General features: G+C 40.5%; 15 protein-coding genes. 8 read left to right on the plus strand and 7 right to left on the minus strand.

Annotated elements, in window-relative coordinates:
* Positions 1-148: 148 nt before the first annotated feature.
* Complete coding sequence (pnp, locus tag D0T50_RS08975) at positions 149-2,275, minus strand: polyribonucleotide nucleotidyltransferase (RefSeq protein WP_163223192.1); 2,127 nt, start codon at positions 2,273-2,275, stop codon at positions 149-151.
* 195 nt (positions 2,276-2,470) lie between these two features.
* On the opposite strand from pnp, the gene D0T50_RS08980 reads away from it, so the two are divergent.
* From D0T50_RS08980 to D0T50_RS08990, 3 genes are all read left to right on the plus strand, one after another.
* Positions 2,471-3,622: a DUF4369 domain-containing protein gene (locus tag D0T50_RS08980; RefSeq protein ID WP_163223193.1), complete on the plus strand. Its 1,152-nt coding sequence runs from the start codon at positions 2,471-2,473 to the stop codon at positions 3,620-3,622.
* Positions 3,623-3,808: 186 nt separating this feature from the next.
* Positions 3,809-4,273: a transcription elongation factor GreA gene (gene greA, locus D0T50_RS08985; protein WP_163223194.1), complete on the plus strand. Its 465-nt coding sequence runs from the start codon at positions 3,809-3,811 to the stop codon at positions 4,271-4,273.
* Positions 4,274-4,289: 16 nt separating this feature from the next.
* The gene (locus tag D0T50_RS08990; RefSeq protein WP_163223195.1) at positions 4,290-4,688 is read left to right on the plus strand and encodes an HIT family protein; all 399 of its coding nucleotides are present in this window, start codon (positions 4,290-4,292) and stop codon (positions 4,686-4,688) included.
* A gap of 507 nt (positions 4,689-5,195) precedes the next feature.
* Here D0T50_RS08990 and gldN read toward each other — a convergent pair.
* The 5 genes from gldN to D0T50_RS09015 all read right to left on the minus strand — a co-directional run bounded on the left by gldN (position 5,196) and on the right by D0T50_RS09015 (position 11,052).
* Complete coding sequence (gldN, locus tag D0T50_RS08995; RefSeq protein ID WP_163223196.1) at positions 5,196-6,230, minus strand: gliding motility protein GldN; 1,035 nt, start codon at positions 6,228-6,230, stop codon at positions 5,196-5,198.
* A gap of 30 nt (positions 6,231-6,260) precedes the next feature.
* A complete protein-coding gene (gene gldM, locus D0T50_RS09000) occupies positions 6,261-7,835 on the minus strand; it encodes a gliding motility protein GldM (protein ID WP_163223197.1) in 1,575 nt (524 codons plus the stop codon).
* A gap of 3 nt (positions 7,836-7,838) precedes the next feature.
* The gene (gene gldL / locus D0T50_RS09005; RefSeq protein WP_163223198.1) at positions 7,839-8,567 is read right to left on the minus strand and encodes a gliding motility protein GldL; all 729 of its coding nucleotides are present in this window, start codon (positions 8,565-8,567) and stop codon (positions 7,839-7,841) included.
* A 27-nt stretch (positions 8,568-8,594) separates the two neighbouring features.
* Positions 8,595-9,980, minus strand: a complete 1,386-nt coding sequence (locus D0T50_RS09010) for an SUMF1/EgtB/PvdO family nonheme iron enzyme (protein ID WP_239058242.1) — start codon at positions 9,978-9,980, stop codon at positions 8,595-8,597.
* A gap of 79 nt (positions 9,981-10,059) precedes the next feature.
* Entirely contained in the window at positions 10,060-11,052 is a 993-nt protein-coding gene (locus D0T50_RS09015) for a PorP/SprF family type IX secretion system membrane protein (protein ID WP_370520904.1), read from the minus strand.
* A 281-nt stretch (positions 11,053-11,333) separates the two neighbouring features.
* Between D0T50_RS09015 and D0T50_RS13790 the strand changes: the two genes are divergently transcribed.
* From D0T50_RS13790 to D0T50_RS09035, 4 genes are all read left to right on the plus strand, one after another.
* On the plus strand, positions 11,334-13,859 hold the full coding sequence (locus D0T50_RS13790; RefSeq protein ID WP_239058241.1) for an ATP-binding protein: 2,526 nt from the start codon (positions 11,334-11,336) through the stop codon (positions 13,857-13,859).
* A 3-nt stretch (positions 13,860-13,862) separates the two neighbouring features.
* The gene (locus tag D0T50_RS09025; RefSeq protein WP_163223200.1) at positions 13,863-14,471 is read left to right on the plus strand and encodes a hypothetical protein; all 609 of its coding nucleotides are present in this window, start codon (positions 13,863-13,865) and stop codon (positions 14,469-14,471) included.
* Between the two features lie 19 nt (positions 14,472-14,490).
* Positions 14,491-15,054 (plus strand): cob(I)yrinic acid a,c-diamide adenosyltransferase, encoded by a 564-nt coding sequence (locus D0T50_RS09030; RefSeq protein WP_163223201.1) that lies wholly within the window; start codon positions 14,491-14,493, stop codon positions 15,052-15,054.
* Positions 15,055-15,125: 71 nt separating this feature from the next.
* Entirely contained in the window at positions 15,126-15,347 is a 222-nt protein-coding gene (locus tag D0T50_RS09035; RefSeq protein ID WP_163223202.1) for a DUF2795 domain-containing protein, read from the plus strand.
* Between the two features lie 54 nt (positions 15,348-15,401).
* On the opposite strand, the gene D0T50_RS09040 is transcribed toward D0T50_RS09035, so the two are convergent.
* On the minus strand, positions 15,402-17,096 hold the full coding sequence (locus D0T50_RS09040; RefSeq protein ID WP_163223203.1) for a Na/Pi cotransporter family protein: 1,695 nt from the start codon (positions 17,094-17,096) through the stop codon (positions 15,402-15,404).
* A gap of 73 nt (positions 17,097-17,169) precedes the next feature.
* Between D0T50_RS09040 and D0T50_RS09045 the strand changes: the two genes are divergently transcribed.
* The gene (locus D0T50_RS09045) at positions 17,170-18,843 is read left to right on the plus strand and encodes a nucleoside kinase (RefSeq protein ID WP_163223204.1); all 1,674 of its coding nucleotides are present in this window, start codon (positions 17,170-17,172) and stop codon (positions 18,841-18,843) included.
* Positions 18,844-19,137 lie beyond the last annotated feature (294 nt).

Genomic DNA, 19,137 nt, shown 5'->3' on the forward strand with positions numbered 1-19,137 from the left:
ATTATGGTCGATTTGTAACTGTTTTGAATCGGAAGGTATGGGGGTACTTTCCGATTCTTTTTGTAAAAGTACGCTTTTTACTTATCGTTCTAAAAAAAACCTGATCAAAATTGATCAGGTTTTCCTATTACGTTTTGGCGTTAGGAATTTAATTCTTTTCCGGACGAGGAAGCAACACCTTTCTTGACAACTTGAACTTACCTGTTTTAGGATCAATATCAAGCAATTTCACTTCTATTTCGTCGCCTTCTTTGATACCAGCTTCTTCTACTGTTTCCAGACGTTTCCAATCTATTTCAGAGATGTGAAGCAATCCGTCTTTACCTGGCAAGAATTCAACGAAAGCACCATAAGGCATTACAGAACGTACTTTCCCTTTGTATACTTCGCCAACTTCGGGCACAGTAACAATACCTTTAATCAGGCGCATAGCATTATCAATACTTTGCTTGTTGGTTCCAGAAACTTCAATTCTACCAGTTCCATCGATTTCTTCAATCGTAATAACTGTACCGGTTTCTTCTTGCATTCCTTGAATGATTTTTCCACCCGGTCCAATAACAGCTCCGATGAATTCTTTTGGAATAACAAGTACTTCAATGCGTGGTGCATGGTCTTTAAGATCAACACGTGGTTCGGGCATTGTATCGGTAATCTTATTAAGGATGTGCAAACGACCTTCTTTAGCTTGGTTCAATGCGGTTTCCAGGATTTCGAATGACAGTCCGTCTACCTTGATGTCCATTTGCGTTGCAGTGATACCTTTGGTAGTTCCGGTTACCTTAAAGTCCATATCGCCTAAGTGGTCTTCGTCTCCAAGAATATCCGAAAGAACGGCATATTTTTCTTCACCGGCATTCTTAATCAATCCCATGGCTATACCCGAAACCGGACTTTTCATCTTCACGCCCGCATCCATAAGCGCCAATGTGCCGGCACATACAGTTGCCATAGATGAAGAACCGTTTGATTCAAGAATATCCGAAACAACGCGAATTACGTATGGATAATCGGCAGGAATCATTCCCTTCAAAGCTCTGTGCGCTAAGTTACCATGTCCAATTTCACGACGTCCTACACCACGTTGTGGTCTTGCTTCGCCTGTTGAGAATGGAGGGAAGTTATAGTGCAATAAGAAACGCTCTTTTCCGTGGAATAACACATCGTCTACCATTTTCTCATCAAGCTTGGTTCCCAATGTAACCGAAGTCAATGATTGTGTTTCACCACGTGTAAACACTGCAGAGCCGTGAGGACCCGGTAGATAATCTACTTCACACCAAATAGGACGAATCTCTGTTGTAGTACGACCATCCAAGCGTTTTCCTTCATCAAGGATGCTACGACGCATGGCTTCTTTTTCCACATCGTGATAGTAGCGCGCCACTAAGCCTGCTTTTTCTGCCAATTCTTCTTCAGTCATTGATGCTTTGAATTCATCGCAAACAGCGACAAAGGCATCATGACGTTCGTGTTTATTTTTATTCCCCGAAGCTGCAATAGCATATGCCTTATCATAGCAAGCTTCGTGTATTCTTTGGCGAAGTTCTTCGTCATTCACCTCATGGTTATATTCACGTTTTACGGTTTTACCCACTTCTTCCATCAGCTCCATTTGCGCCTTGCAATGTACCTTAATAGCTTCGTGAGCTACCTTCATCGCTTCGAGCAGTTCGGCTTCCGATACTTCTTTCATTTCACCTTCCACCATCATGATGTTGTCCATAGTAGCAGCTACCATCACATCGATGTCGGCCTTCTCCAATTGTTCAAAAGTAGGATTTACAACGAATTTACCATCAATACGTGCAACACGCACCTCCGAGATTGGTCCATTAAATGGGATATCCGATACGGCAAGTGCAGCAGAAGCAGCAAGTCCGGCAAGTGCATCAGGAATATCTACTCCGTCGGCAGAATAAAGGGTTATATTAACAAATACGTCTGCATGATAATTATCAGGGAAGAGTGGACGAAGCGCACGGTCTACCAAACGACTGGTAAGGATTTCATAATCTGAGGCTCTACCTTCTCTTTTGGTAAATCCTCCGGGGAATCTTCCGAAAGAAGCAAATTTCTCTTTGTACTCTACCTGTAGTGGCATAAAATCAACTCCGGGAGTTGCGTCTTTTGCGGCAACAACAGTGGCTAGCATCATGGTTTTTCCCATACGAAGCATAACAGCACCATCTGCTTGTTTTGCCAATTTCCCGGTTTCGAGTGTGATGGTTCTTCCATCACCCAGCTCGATTGTCTTAACAATTGGATTAATCATAAATAATTGTTTTGTATTCTTTTTCTCTTTAAAATTCGGGCAAAGATACACAATCTACTCCTAATATAGTGAAAATGAGCCGAAAAGTTACTTCATTTTTCGTTTTTCCTCTTTACATTAACAAGAAGCGGAGCAAAAAGCTTTGAGTAATTTGTAAAAAAGCTATATTTGCATCGTTAAAATACATTGAATAACATGAAGAAATTATCTTTTCTCACTTTTGTAATAGTTTTGTTGGCTAGTTGCCAACCAGAAGCAAAGTTTACCATAGAGGGAACTATCAGCGCTGCCGCTGGCAAGAAAATATATCTGGAAGCTTCCGCCATTCAAGGAATAGCTTTACTTGATTCTGTAAAGTTGAAAGAAAACGGAACCTTTAAGTTCAACTACCCGGCACCTGCCTCTCCTGAGTTTTTCCGACTACGTATAGAAAACAAAGTCATAAACTTTGCTGTAGACTCTACCGAAACAATAAAAATCAACGCACCTTTTGCGAATTTCTCTACCGCTTATTCCGTAGAAGGTTCAGAGAGCAGTACACATATAAAAGAACTGGTACTGAAACAGATTGCTCTTCAAAGCGAGGTAAACAAGTTACTCAAGGCAAATCAAGAATATCGAATGACAAATGTTGCCTTAGGAGACTCTATTTCCAACTTACTGAGTGCTTATAAGAACGACGTAAAATTTAACTATATATTTACACAGCCCTATAGTCCCGCCGCTTACTTTGCACTGTTTCAGAAGTTGAATGAGTATTTAATTTTCGATCCGATGAACAACAAAGAAGACTTAAAGTGTTTTCAGGCTGTTGCCACAAGTTGGGATATGCGTTACCCACATGCGCTTCGAGTAAAAAATCTTGCAAATCTTGCCATACGCGGTCTTAAAAACACACGTATTGTGAAGGAAGAGGTTGTAGAAATTCCGGAAGAAAAAATATCCGAAGTAGGAATCATTGACATCGCATTGCCCGATATCAAAGGAAATATCAAGAAAGTCAGTGAGCTTAAAGGCAAAGTGGTATTGATAGATTTCACCGTTTATCAAACCAATTTATCGACCCCACACAACCACATGTTAGTAGACCTCTACAAGAAATATGCCGACAAAGGATTGGAAATCTACCAACTATCCTTAGACTCCGACGAGCACTTTTGGAGAACCGTAGCAGGCAACCTGCCTTGGGTTTGCGTAAGAGATGGCAATGGCATTTATTCTACTTACGTCAATATTTACAATGTCCAGAAAGTTCCTACCTATTTTTTAGTTAATAAGAATAGTGAGTTGAGCTCCAGAGAAGACTCTATTGAAAGCCTCGAATCGGCTATCAAAGCATTGTTATAGGCGCACTGAAAAGAAGCCGTAATGGCAAAATTAATTAAAATATGTTACATAACAGCCTTTTGATTTTGGCTGATGTGATATTAAAGCATACCTTTGCATAAGAAATTTGAGAAAAGGGTTCCAACATGACACAGTGTTGGAATTCTTTTTTGTTATATACTTCAATAATAAAAAGGAGGAAAGACAATGGCTTATATGTCAGAAGATGGATACAAGAAATTAGTTGAAGAGCTAAAAGTATTGGAAACAGTAAATCGTCCGGAAATCTCACGCCAGATAGCTGAAGCGCGTGACAAAGGTGATTTATCAGAAAATGCAGAATATGATGCTGCTAAAGAAGCGCAAGGTATGCTGGAAATGAAAATCAGCAAACTTAAAGAGATCATTGCCGATGCTAAGATTATTGATGAATCTAAGATAAAAACAGATTCGGTACAGATACTCAATAAAGTGGAACTCAAAAATGTAAGCAATGGCATGAAAATGACATACACCATTGTTTCTGAGAGTGAAGCTAACCTCAAAGAAGGCAAAATATCGGTAAGCACTCCTATCGCGCAAGGCTTGTTGGGTAAGAAAGTGGGAGAGGTGGCAAACATCAAAGTGCCACAAGGAAGCGTAAGCCTCGAGATCTTAAACATATCATTCTAAAATAACATATAGAATTATGGCAACAGTTTTTAGCAAAATAATCGCAGGAGAGATTCCTAGTTATAAAATAGCTGAGAACGAATACTGCTATGCCTTTTTGGATATTAACCCATTAGCAAAAGGGCACACTTTGGTGGTGCCCAAACAAGAGGTCGATTATATTTTCGATTTGGATGACTCCACCTTGGCTGCTATGCATGTGTTTGCCAAGTCGGTTGCAAATGCCATCGAAAAAGTAATTCCCTGCAAACGCATTGGTGTCGCAGTTATTGGGCTCGAAGTGCCACATGCGCATATCCATTTAATACCTATCAATAAGGAAGGAGACATGTTGTTCTCTAACCCTAAGTTAAAATTGAGCGCAGAAGAGTTTGCCGAAATAGCAACTGCAATTAATAAAGAATGGAGTAAATAAAAAAACATTCCTGATTTCTATAAAAGAGGCTATCTCAAGACAAAAGTTGAGACAGCCTCTTTTGCTTTTAGACACTTTCCCTTTTTGACTATGGTTGACGAACGATGAGCCATAGGCGCATCAGTTGTGAGCCATAGGCTGACAGAGCGTGAGCCATAGGCTGACGGAGCATGAGCTTATGGCTGACAGGAGAGGAGGCTATGGCTGACGGAAGATGAGGCTGACGAAGTGCCTTTAAGAAGAAATTCTCACCACGTTGAGAACAAATACTCGCCTTGTTGAGAATGAATACTCACCTTGTTGAGAATTTATTCTCAACATGATAAAACCTTTTGAGAAAAACAGCTATTTTGTTGTGACTCAACCATTCTTTTTATTGGTTGTGAAGACCCAGTGAAGGATAAAAGAGGGGGTCTTCACACATAACTAACTCACCACCATAAACTTACAGCGATATGTGAATGTGAAGGCTTATTTCCTAAAAGCCCATTTGGAGGGTATGTTGCCCTATCTTCTTTGCCTACGAACGCTTACTCTTGCCGATCCCGAAGAAGATTTGGATGAAGAAGATTTGGATTTGCTTTCCTTAACGGTCGTATTTCGTTGACGTTTGGTATTAGTAGTCTTCTCTTTTACCGCTTTAGTTGCCGGAATAGAATCTTTCTTTGCTATTACTTCTTCCTCACCAAACAGACGTTTTTCGAACAACAACAACTCATCTTCAATACGTTTCTGTTCTTTTACCAAGGCACTATCCGTTTCGCAATATTGCGCCAAGATAACATCTTGCATGTTGGTTGTTTTATAGATATCTCCATCATACAAACGCGACACAAAGAAATCGTCTACACTACGCGTGGCAGCATTATTCAGATTACTGGTCATTACCCGCATTTGTGTAAGGTAAGGGGCAATGTCGGCATAAGCTACCCAAAACATAGGGAGTTTCAACTCTTCCGAAGCATAATCATCGGCACGATGCATCACCGGACAAATAGCTGTAACCACCGACCCATAAGTAGAAGTACGCTGATCAAAGTACCATACTTCTTTTATAAAATAACTCTTTACTTCGGGAGAGGGAATATCACTATCGTTGATAACCAAAACGGTATCACGACTACCTACTCGTTGCGTTTCATAAAAGATTTGAAAGCGGTCCAGCACATCTTTAAAATCTACTTTAAACTTATCGGTCAGACGCTCCGTCCCATCAAGCATATACTCGTACGCCGGTATTTTCTTTTCTGCCAATAGCTTAAACATAGTAGTTATCAGGTTTTGTTTATCATTCATAGCCTCAACAGGATAATACAGTGTGCCGTTGGCAGCTTTGGTTAAATCCAGTGTGCGATAAATCTCGCGCATCCAAATAAGGTCTTCGGGCAATGATTTGGAACGAGGATATCTTGTTTGCGCTCTAAGCGACATGTCTGATTTCGTATTTTGTTCCCGTTCGCGAGCAGCTCGCGCATTGGGTTGAGCTACAGCCGTGAAGTGGGTGCAGAGTAAAACAGCTATTAAAATAAGTATGCCTTTCATCTTTATTTTTTCTTTTGGGTCGTAATCCTATTAATTAACTATCACTTCGAGCGTGGTAGGTAGCACGCGCTCTATGCCATCGGGACCAATTGCCCGCACACGCGAAATATAAAAGCGCTTCCCACGCGACAATCTTCTGAACATATCCTTTTGGCGCGCCGAGAAGTTGGTACCATTCGATACTTCGGGAACGGCATTTCCCATGTTATCAAAGAAAGTGGTTTCAAAACTTAGTACACGGAAGTTGATATCAAGTAACCCATCGTCTACCGCAGCTACAATACCATCTGTATTCATCAATATCGCTTTAGAGAACCCAGTACCACCTCTATACCTTCTTACCGCACCTTGCGCGTCTTTGTACTCAATAAAAGGAGAGGGATCGGGTAGCTGGCGTACACGGTAAACATATTCGCCCATAACCTGTGTGCGTCCATCCACACTTGCAGTTACACGGATAACCGCGTCTTCGCCTACTTTAGCAGGTTTGGCGATGTATGTGTTTCCTGTGCGTTGCAGCGTTCCGTTGCCATTTGCCATAACCGCTTGTACACTTCCGCTGGGCACTCCGGGCACGGATACACTAATAGGATTATCGTATCCTGCATAAAGCACGTTCATTAAGGTAGCCGATACAGTAGCCGAAGGCTCTACAACCGTATAGGGTTGCGAAAAATTATGCTTAAAGACTTCACCGTTTGCGCCACCCAATTCAAGATGTCCTTTGAGGGTAAACTCACCGGTACTATTGCAAACCATTTCATACAATCCATTATTATTGGCAGGCAATGGCTTGTCATCAATGTATATAACGGGGCGCTGTGTAGAGTCTACTGCTGCCAATACAATCTGCGCACTGAACTTTCCTCCACGCACTACGTGGCGAGAGTTAGGAATGACAAAGGCATTGAGCTGGTTTACACGTAAATCGCGCACGTCGACATACTTAACCAGCGTGTGTAACACTTCTCCCTCTGCATAGCGTATGTCGCTTTGCAGCTTAGACAACAACGTTACTGCTGCAACCACCGGGGTATTCTCAAAGATGTACTCTTGCCAGTTTTTCCCCATTGCAGATTCTTTAGGAGGTACCTCTGTACTTAAATTCTGCCTGATGATATCTCGTTGCGTGGTACTTTCTACCATAGAGAGCATTTCTTCACGATAAGCATTGATGCTTTCCAGCAGTTTCTTGCCATGCCCTTTTCCCGAAGCAAGCATCACAGATGCGGCCGCTTCCAAATCATCTTTATTGATAATATTGTTAACATCCCCCTTTTTTCCTTCGGATTGCTGCACGATACGCACTTTTAGCTCTTGCGCATAATTATATAAGGAATCGGAAAGCAACTTTACACGCTCCGCCTTTTTAAACCAAGCGCCTACCTTCTCCGGATTAGTTCTCATGTGCTCGGTAAGGTCGGCAAATAGCAGTTCGTTCTGTTTCATAGATCCTTCGGCAGTACGCTTCAGGCTATCATCGACCTGCGAAAAGGCCTCCAGTACGTCTGAAGAAACATTCAGCGCCAACATAGCCAGTAAGACGATATACATTACGTTTATCATCTTCTGCCGTGGGGTGAGTGTTTTATTATTTACAGCCATAGGTTATGCTTTTTTGTTTCCGTTCATAGCTTCCAACATACGCGCATATACTTCGTTCAACTCTTCTATCTGACGAGCCATTTTGCGGGTTTCTTCGTGTACTTGATCTATTGTACCTATTTGCGAACTAACACTGCGCAACTGCATTTCGTAGATTGCATTGATGCCTGCAAGGTTCTTATTGAGGATAGCTATCTGTTCGGAATCCATAGCCGCCGAATCCGTTTGTTTAGCAAAACGGCTTAAAGCTTCGGTCATTTCCTTCAGTTGTTCTTGATAAGCAATCAACGAATCTTCCATGCCTGGTGCCATTGCAGATTGAACTCCTGCCTGTTGAGGTATCGATGTTACAGCTGCACCATCTTGTGCATACTGAGGTACACTTTGCGAAACGCCACCGCCTCCACCAGCAGCAATATTAATAGTGCCTTGCGGGTCTGTACTTCCACCAGCTACCTGAATATTAATATTGGGTTGTGCACTTGGCGAAGCATCTATGCGTTGAGGTAAATCAAAAGCTGAGATGAAAAACACCAGCACTTCCGTACCCATACCTATCCAAAGCATTGTATTGGCACCATCCTGGTGGGTTAGCTTAAACAAAGCACCAAGTATTACAACTGCGGCTCCCCAGTTATAAGCATAATTGAGATAAACTTGTCCACGATAGGTTCCGAGATAGTTTTGTATTCTCCGTGCCAAGCTTCTCTTCTTTTTATTATCTGTAGTCATATAGATTATTTATATATTCGGTGGTTACTATTTTCCTTTACGATTGGCACCTACATACGAACGTACACAGCGAAAACCAATGTATGAGCGTTGTTCGTTTTGATACTCCGAAGAGCGAGAGTCAGAACGAATAAACGAACTGACATCTTTCCAAGAGCCTCCACGCACCACTTTCTTCTTCATAGCATAGGGGTCTTCTATGGCAGCATTGTATTTTAAATCGGGGTTGAGATCGCTCATTGAAAGCACACCCGACTCAGTAAATACGGTAGATGTCCATTCGGAGACGTTGCCCGCCATATCATAGAGGCCTTGCGAATTGGTGCCATAAGCACCTACTTTATTGGTTATCAAGTTACCATCTTTGGTATAGTTTCCTTTGCCAGGTTTGTAGTTGGCATAAAAACAACCATCATCATCTTTCGTGGCATCGGCTTTCCATGGAAACTGGTTTTCTTCACGACCACGCGCGGCAAATTCCCATTCGGCTTCGGAAGGCAGTCGATAACGCTGTATATATTTAGCATAACCACGCAGCCCTGCCAGAAGATAGTCTGTACGCCAATTACAGAACGCGTTTGCTTGCTCCCAACTTACCCCCACTACCGGATGTTCGTTATAACTCGGATGGTTGAAATACATACGCATATACATTTCATTATTGGCGTTATCAAAATCATTAACCCAACACGTTGTATCCGGGTATATATTAACTATGTAGCTATTCAGAAAATCCCATTCGCCCGAGAGTGGACGGGTAATAGTGCGATTGACAATACGTCCTTCTTCATCGATATAGGCTGTATCTTTGGAAATCATGATGATTTCGTTGGGGTCTACTTCGATATCCGTATTTTTATTCCTTTCTTCAGGATTCAAACGATTACGACGCTTAGCAGCTTCTGTATAGTCATATACTTCGTAGTAGTAATTCATTTGCGAAGCATCAAGCATTAACGTTCCATCGATAGGATGTCTTTTGTAAACACTTTCAATAGCCATTTGCTCATCCTCAGAAGCGCGCTTCCATGGAATAGGTCGCGACCAATTAAGATAAGGTTTAATAGGATTCCCCTCTCTATCTTCCTCTATTTTGTAGATTTCGTTACCACCATAAGCAGGATCGGCTAAGCGTTCGCGGATGATAGAGTCGCGTACCCAGTTTACAAACTGTTTGTATTGCCCTACGGTAATTTCTTTCTCGTCCATCCAGAAAGATTCGACGGATATTTCTCTTGTTGGGACAGGACTTCCCCACAAACTATCTTGTTCTTCGGCACCCATTTTCAATGATCCGCGTTTGATTAAGGCCATTCCAAACGGCGTAGGTTCATTCCATGCCACTGCACTCATTCCTGTAACTTCGCCTCCACGGGAAGTAACACTCGCAGGACCCATACACGAGGCAAGCATAATAAGCAGAACCACTATAAATGCAGTAAGAAGAGATTTCGATGATGTTTCTTTATTGGTATTCATACGTTTACTATCGTTACAATATTCGTATACTTTTATGTTTATTCTTTTGTTTCTTAAACAGGTTTATCTCTGTAGCATAGCTGATTAACAATTCATGACCGCCATTGGCTATGGATATTTTAGATGTATAATATTCATAGACATAACCTACCGTTACACCACGAATAGTAGCACCCAAGCACACAGCGACAGACGTATCGGGGGTGTATATAACCCCTCCATTGAAGATCTTTTCGTTGTGCGTATAGAACAACCTGCCGGCCAAGTCCAAGCGCGTTGTTGTAAAATCCGTACGCAACTGAGCTGATGGCTGTATGGTTATTAACGGATTACGTGTTGGAATATTGTATCCGCCTGTTAAATAAATTACCGGAGAGATCTCTATTTCGGAACGCTCGCCTAATGAAATTTTCGGCGCGGTGAGATGCTGACCAGAAAAGGCAAGATAGTATTTTGCATGTGTATAGACAACCCCGGCTGCCAAATCCAGCGCTGAGCCACTCTCTTTGTTAGTAGGAAAAGCCTCGTCATCGGTATCTTCACCAAGATTGATATTGGTAGGGTCAAATGAGACTTTAAGTGAGCCCGCTTGGATACCTATCCCCAATTTTCCTTTCTTTATTGTTGTTTTGTATGAGTACTGCAACGACATAAGTTGGTCACGAAACAATCCTATACCTTCACTAAAGAGAGAAAGCCCTACCCCATGTTTCTTTTCCATAAATGAGATCGGCATATCCGCAGCCAGATACATTGACTTTGGCGCATTCGTAAATCCCAGCAGTTCCATGTTGTAAGCACCGGTTATAGTGAGGAGGTCCGTTTGCCCTGCCCATGCCGGATTGTAGTACCCTTTCGCATTCCAAAATTGACTGAAATGAGCATCGAACTGTGCTTTTACAGTAGCAGATAGCAAAAGCATTAAAACGGTTATAAACAAACATTTAGAGGACTTCATCAACACATAAAACTTATATTCATTAAAAAAATTGTGTCTATTGAACATTTTGTTCTTCAAATTCATTTTTATCTGTACATTTTTTTATATTTGCAAAGTTTTAACCCTAATAGTGCGCTTAATCGTTTGAAAAAATCTTTTTTAGTATTCATATAATTGTATTTATGCATATTAGCCTATCGTTCTTTTCTAAAAGGTGTTTGTTTCTTTTGATACTATTAACCTTAGTAACCGGCTCTATTCATTCCCATAGAATAAATTCTGATTATGCCCTTTTGTTAAGTTCATCCAACTTTCGCGATAGATGGGCAAATAGCATCCATGCAAAAATGAAAGAAACACTCATGAAAGAGTTTTCTATGAATGTTCACGCTGAGCCATTGGTTGTTTGGGAATTAAACAATCAGGAGTTAGTTAACGAAAAAAGAGCTTATCTAAAACAAGAATTTGACAGCATTCCTCCAAAAATAGTTGTTATTGTAGGTGATGTGGGATGGTACGTGTGTCAGCCGTTATTAACCAACGAGTGGAAAGATATTCCTGTTGTGGTTTACCATACGCAAGAACATTCATATAGCGACTTGAAATCATTTTGTGCATTGCAAGAAATCCCCGACGAGGAGCTTATCTCTTCTCAAAAGATGTTGGAAGAAAACAATGTTTATACCATTGAGATACCTTTCTACATTGACGAAACCATCCTTGCCATGAAAAAGGTAATCCCCGGAATGAAAAAGCTTGCTTTTATTTCTGACCAAAGATTTACTTGTGCATTGTTAAGAAAAGAATTACTACAAGCGTGCGAAAATAATTTTCCAGAAATAGAGATAGAGCTACTTACCTATCCGGAGATTGACTCAGAGTCTATGTTAGGCAAATTAAACGAATATGATATACATACAGGTATTATCTTTCACTCTTGGATTAACTTATCAGGAAATTCTGCTGTGGATATGTACTATCCTAGTGAACGGATGCATCGCTATGTTTCAGACATTAGCAAAACACCCGTTTTTGCATTGGCCGACCTGTTCCCAGGGTTGTTGGCTGGTGGGCATTTTCCCGATAAATCAGCTATCGAAGAGCAAACATTAAATCTGATTATTAACCTCTTAAACGGTGTTACTCCTACTGAACGAGAAATTAGGATAACCAATGCCGCTACACGCCTCAGCTATTTATATCTTCAAAATAAAGGAATACCCTCAGAGTTATTCCCTAAAGACGCGGTTTACTACGATGTTCCGCTTTCTTTTTGGCAAAAACACACAGCGTATATAATTGCCATCATCAGCCTCCTTTTCTTTTTAGTTCTCTATTTAAGACACAAACGGCACATACTATTACTTAAGAAAAGGCACACAGAGAAAGAGCATGAGTTGAGTTCCAGCTATCAAGGAGTTATCTCTAATATGCCGGTTATCTTCTTTAAGAAGGAACTCTTATTCAATGAGAAAGGGGAGACAACAGGAATTATTGTTTCTGATGTTAACCCCTCATTCGAAGCATTTTTTGGTGTAAGCAAAAAAAACATTGTTGGTAAACGCTTGGATTCTATCATCAAGAAGACACCCACACTCAACTTTATGCTAGAAAGTAAAATAGATGAAAATGTTTCAATTACCATACCCGATGTAAGCGGACAAACCAGACACTTTGACAAATTAACGTTTAAAGCATCTAATAAGAGATTTATCAATACGTTTCTTATTGACAAAACCGATTCATACAAAGTATTATTGAATGAGCAAACCCACAAACAGTCTTTGGAGTCTATATTAGATAATCTGCCCATAGCTGCCAAAATAAAAGACCCGGACGACAATATGCGTTACCTCTTCTGGAATAAAAAAGCAGCCGAGCTATTTGAGTTTCCGGCAGAAAATGCCGTTGGAAAAACAGATTACGACATTATGGAAAAGGACGTTGCCGATATGATTCGTGAAGAAGATGTTGAGTTAGCCAGGACAGGTATTGCACAATCGGATATTCGACACTTTTTTGATTCGCAAGGTAAAGAGTATTTCACTTTTCAGAACAATAACTATATATCCATGCCTGACAATCGCAATTGGATTGTATATACTGCTTGGGATATTACCGACATGAAAATCATGGAGCGCGACTTGCGTAAAGCCAAGGAGCAAGCCGAAGAAGCAAACAGATTAAAATCTGCTTTCCTTGCCAACATGAGTCACGAAATTCGCACACCACTCAATGCTATTGTAGGATTTTCCAGTATACTTGCGCACGAAACCGACGAGCAAGAGAAAGAAGAATATCTTAGCATTATTGAGCATAATAATGAACTGTTGTTGCAACTCATTAGTGACATTCTTGACTTAGCTAAAATAGAGGCAGGAACATTGGACTTCATGTATTCGGATGTAGATATCAATAAAATGCTCAAAGAAATAGAGCAAACATCCCGGATTAAAGGAAGAAAAGGAATTGAGATCAAAGCTGAAATACCAATGAGTGCGCTACGATTGTACACCGACCAAAGTCGCGTAATGCAGGTTATTACTAACTTTATTAACAACGCCATCAAATTTACCTACGAAGGTAGTATCCACTTTGGTTACAAAAAGCCCGTGAATAACCGAATTTATTTTTATGTAACAGATACGGGAACAGGTATCCCCGATGAAAAACAGAAGAATATCTTTAAACGATTTATAAAACTCGATTCGTTTGAGCAAGGTACAGGCTTGGGGCTTCCTATTTGTAAAAGCATCATTACTGCTATGGGTGGAGAAATAGGTGTAGAATCCGAACTTGAGAAAGGTTCTACTTTCTGGTTTACTATTCCATTCGACCCAACAGTACAAGTACAAAGCCAAAACCCCTCTTAGGCAATGGGCATTATTCATAGCTTAAAGCGTTCTTTTGTTTGGCTAAAGCGTTTTCGCTATCGTTGTGGTTATGGTGTACACTCTCCGTTCGCATTCAATTTCATAACCCAAGTCATTTATGAAAAAGAGAATTACTATGCGTACAAAGAGCTGGAGCAAAACGCAGAGCAATTATCGACACACCTCTCCAGAAAACTAAACAGGCTATTCTTCAGAATTACCAACTCACTACAGCCTACAACAATCCTCGAAATAGGCGATACACCGTTAAGCCAGAAATACCTGCTTGCCGCAAAAAGAATGTGTAACTACACACATCTCACCACTACCGATACCAGTATAGACGTGTACTTAGCGGATTTAATCCTCTTCCACTACAAAAAAGAAAAAGCAAAGGAAACAAAAGAGCTAATCTTTAAGCTGATAGACAATAATATAACCGATTCTTCAGTTCTTATTATTGAAGGTATTCAATACTCACCGGAGATGAAACAATTGTGGAAACAGCTAAAGGAGAGTGAACGAACAGGAATCACATTTGATTTGTACGATATAGGAATTATATTCTTCGATCGCAAAAAAGAGAAACAGCATTATAAAGTGAACTTCTAAAAAAACACTACTTAATACAATGAAGAAGAGTATGGTATATACAAAAACCGGAGACAAAGGAAGTAGCGGTTTGATTGGCGGAACCCGAGTGTCTAAAACAGATATACGTTTAGAAGCTTACGGAACCGTAGATGAGTTTAACGCACAACTTGGTGTACTGTGTACCTATTTGACCGATGAGCACGATAAAGAGATTGTGTTGAATATTCAAGATAAGCTATTTACCATAGGGGCTCATCTTGCTACCGATCAGGAAAAAGTTACTTTAAGTAAATCAAGTATTATTACCCACGAGCATATTGAAGGTATAGAAAAAGAGATTGACAGAGTAGATTCACAACTTCCACCACTTAAAGCTTTTGTTATTCCCGGTGGATGTCGTGCTGCAGCTGTTTGCCATGTTTGTCGAACAGTTTGCCGGCGGGTGGAAAGAAAAGTTGTTGCTCTCTCGGAAACCTACCCTGTTGCTCTCGAAGTAATGGCATATATCAACCGAATTTCGGATTATCTGTTTGTTTTGTCGCGAAAATTGAATATTCAGTCTGCACACGACGAAATATTTTGGAATAATAGTTGCAAGTGAGAATAATTATTATACTTTTGCCGAAAAATAGAGAGTAGAAATAAATATTCACGTAAAAACCTAAAACTATTATGTATTGGACATTGGAATTAGCCTCAAGACTAGAAGACGCCCCCTGGCCAGCAACTAAAGAAGAGTTGATTGACTACGCCATGCGTTCGGGTGCACCATTGGAGGTAATTGAAAATCTTCAGGAGATGGAAGATGAAGGTGAGATTTACGAAAGTATTGAAGATATTTGGCCAGATTATCCAAGTAAAGAAGATTTCTTCTTTAATGAAGATGAGTATTAATACCCATAACCTGTATAAAAAGATTGAGGCAGCCAATTGGCTGCCTCAATCTTTTTATACAGGTTTGTGCTCTTTTAGTATTTGCGCTTCCACAACATTGACTATATAGTCGCCCAGTTTCTCACACTCGGCAATGATATCCATGTAGTAGACTCCCGCCTGATAGTTATATTCCTTATTGTTCACATCTAGAATGTTCTGAGTTTTCAGTTGGTTACGGTAGTTATTGATTTCATTCTCCAGATTGTGCGACTTGTTTAAGTCGGCTATTTGATTTACCGAACGCTCTACCACATTTATCATCTGTAACAAGGCGGCATCTGCCATTTTCATCATGGAATGAATATGTTCGTACTGGTTCGCACTGAAAGACACATTCGCTTCACGCTGACGATTGATTGTGCGTGCCAAATTGTAGCAACTATCGCCAATACTCTCTATCTCTGTAATAACACGTAGCATAGACCTGATTTGTAGCTTAGATTCAGAACTTAACCTACCTTCCGATACCTCATTGAGATAGTTGGCGATTTCAATTTCCATGTTATCGCTGATATTCTCGTACTTCTCTATGCGACTGTATATCTTATTAAATTCATCGTCTTTTTCGGTATGCAGCAAGTCTTGTACCATGGTGAACATCCGTTGTGTGCGTTCTGCATAGAGGTGAATTTCTTTCCTCGCCTGCACAATCGAGAGTTCTGATGTAGAAAGCATACCTCCACTGATATAGCGTAAACGATATTCTTCCTCTTCTTCTTTTTGAGGAATGATAAAGCACACGGTTTTTTCAATTAGTCTCACAAACCATATCAAGACGCATACATTACATATATTAAATAAGGTGTGAAACGCCGAAAGCTTATAAGATACCGCAACCTCTTCCGAGCCGGGGAACATATAATTATCAACAAACCAACTAACACTACTCGTTAAGGGCGTAAACAAAAGCAGCACCCAAATAACACCGAATATATTGAAAACAAGATGTGCTAGTGCCGCCCGTTTGGCTTGCGTATTCCCTGTTAACGCAGCAAGATTGGCTGTTATAGTTGTTCCTATATTTTCGCCCAACACTAGTGCAGCCCCCAATTCGTAGCTAATCCAACCATTGGCACACATAATGAGTGTTATAGCCATTGTAGCCGCCGAAGCTTGCACAATCATGGTAAGTAGCGTACCTATGAACAAGAACAACAACACAGATCCAAAGCCCATATCGGTATAATTCTGAACAAAAGCCAGCATTTCGGGGTTCTTACCTAAGTCGGGTGCATTTGCTTTCAGTAGCGAAAGCCCCATAAACAGAAAGGAGAAGCCAAAAATAAATTCGCCCATCGACTTATGGGTGCTCTTTTTAGAGAAGATAAGTGGAAGGGCGAAGGCAATTAACGGAAGAGTAAAGGAGGCCATGTCAACCTTAAACCCAAAGACGGATATAATCCATGCCGTGACTGTGGTACCGATATTGGCTCCCATAATAACCGTGATGGACTGCGCCAAGGTAAGCAAACCGGCATTTACAAAACTTACAACCATAACGGTTGTTGCCGATGAAGATTGAATCAAAGCAGTTACTGCCACACCGGTCAGCACACCCGTCACACGATTGGAAGTCATTGCAGTAAGTATGGAGCGGAGTCTATCTCCAGCCACCTTTTGCAAGCCTTCGCTCATGATCTTCATTCCGTACAAGAAGAGCCCTAAAGAGCCTATTAGCTTTAAAAAATCATAAAAAGAATATTCCATCTTTATTTATTAAGTATTTATTTTTGTGTTACTCCTTAGTTATCAATATATTTCGGAATTAAATGACAACGATATGGTAGACACAATTGAAATTCTTTGCAAAAATAATAATATTTCCAAAAAATTCCCGATTGGGAGTTCTCTTTTGGATATTTATAATGGTTTTAATCTAAATATGCCTTATCAGGTAGTTAGCGCCAAAGTTAATAATCGCACAGAAGGACTAACCTTCAAGGTATATAATAATAAAGATGTAGAATTTCTGGATGTGCGCGATTCTTCGGGAATGAGAACCTATGTACGTTCACTCTGTTTTATCCTTTATAAAGCGGCAAGCGAACTTTTCCCCGAAGGGAAACTGTTTGTAGAACACCCTGTTTCCAAAGGATATTACTGCAAATTAGACATTGGTAGAGCTATTACCGAGGCAGATGTAACTCGTATCAAAGAGCGTATGCTGGAAATTATAGATGCTGATATACGCTTCCATCGCACAGAATGTCATACCACCGAAGCTGTTCGCATCTTTAGCGAAAACGGCATGGAAGATAAAGTTAAGTTGCTGGAAACATCAGGTTCGCTTTATACCTATTATTATACGCTGGACAAAACGATAGATTATTACTATGGTAGTTTAGTCCCCAGCACCGGCTTCGTTAAGTTGTTCGACCTGCTTAAATACTTTGATGGGTTGTTATTACGTATTCCTAATAAAGAGAATCCAAATAAGCTCGCTGAAATTATTCGTCAAGATAAGATGAACGATATCTTCAAGGAGCACCTTAGCTGGAATTCTATTATGGGAGTAAGTAATGTGGGCGACTTCAATATTATCTGTGCAGAAGGACGTGCTACCGGACTGATTAATGTAGCGGAAGCTCTTCAGGAAAAAAAGATAGCACAAATTGCAGATACCATTTACGGACGAGGCATGAATGGCGACAGGGTGAAGTTGATACTTATCTCTGGGCCTTCTTCTTCCGGGAAAACGACATTCAGCAAGCGCCTATCTATTCAATTGATGACAAATGCTATCAAACCTTATCCTATTTCGCTCGACAATTATTTTGTAGACAGAGACCAAACACCACTGGATAAAAATGGAGACTATGACTACGAGTCGCTATATGCCTTGGACTTGGATTTGTTCAACCGCCAGATAGAAGCACTTCTTAATGGAGAAGAGGTGGAACTACCGCGCTATAACTTCACTACCGGAAAGAAAGAATACAAAGGCGATAAGTTGCGCATTGATAAGCACACGGTACTTATTCTTGAAGGCATCCACGCGTTAAACCCAGAACTTACCAAGCATATAGATAATCACAGTAAATATAAAATCTACGTATCCGCGTTGACCACTATTTCGATTGACGACCATAACTGGATTCCTACTACCGACAACCGTCTTCTTCGCCGCATCTTGCGCGACTACAACTATCGTGGTTACTCAGCTCAAGAAACTATTTCGCGTTGGGCAAGCGTACGGGCTGGTGAAGATAAATGGATATTCCCTTTCCAGGAAAATGCAGATTCTATGTTTAACTCAGCACTGTTGTTTGAGTTGGCAGTACTACGCCGACATGTGGAGCCAATACTAATGTCCGTGCCACGCAACTGTCCGGAGTATGCGGAAGCATACCGATTGCTGAAGTTTATTAAATATTTCTTGCCGATACAAGATAACGAGATACCACCAACATCATTATTAAGGGAGTTCTTGGGGGGAAGTAGTTTTAAGTACTAAATAAGTAGGCTTCATATCAACCGAAAGTGAAGCCTAAACTTCGCAAAAACGAGGTTCATTTTTAGAAAGAATGAGCCTCGTTTTTTTATGACACATTCTCCAAATAGACTTTTACAAAATAGGTCTTCACCTTCACAAAACGCTGTAACCAATTAACAGTAAGTGGATTACGTGTGAAGACCCCCTCTTTTATCCTTCACAGGGTCTTCACAGCCAATAAAAAAAAGAATAGTTAAATCACAACCACAACAGGTTTTTCTCAAAAGGTTTTATCATGTTGAGAATAAATTCTCA

Source organism: Bacteroides sp. 214 (genome assembly GCF_010501015.1).
Classification (GTDB): Bacteria; Bacteroidota; Bacteroidia; order Bacteroidales; family Bacteroidaceae; genus Bacteroides.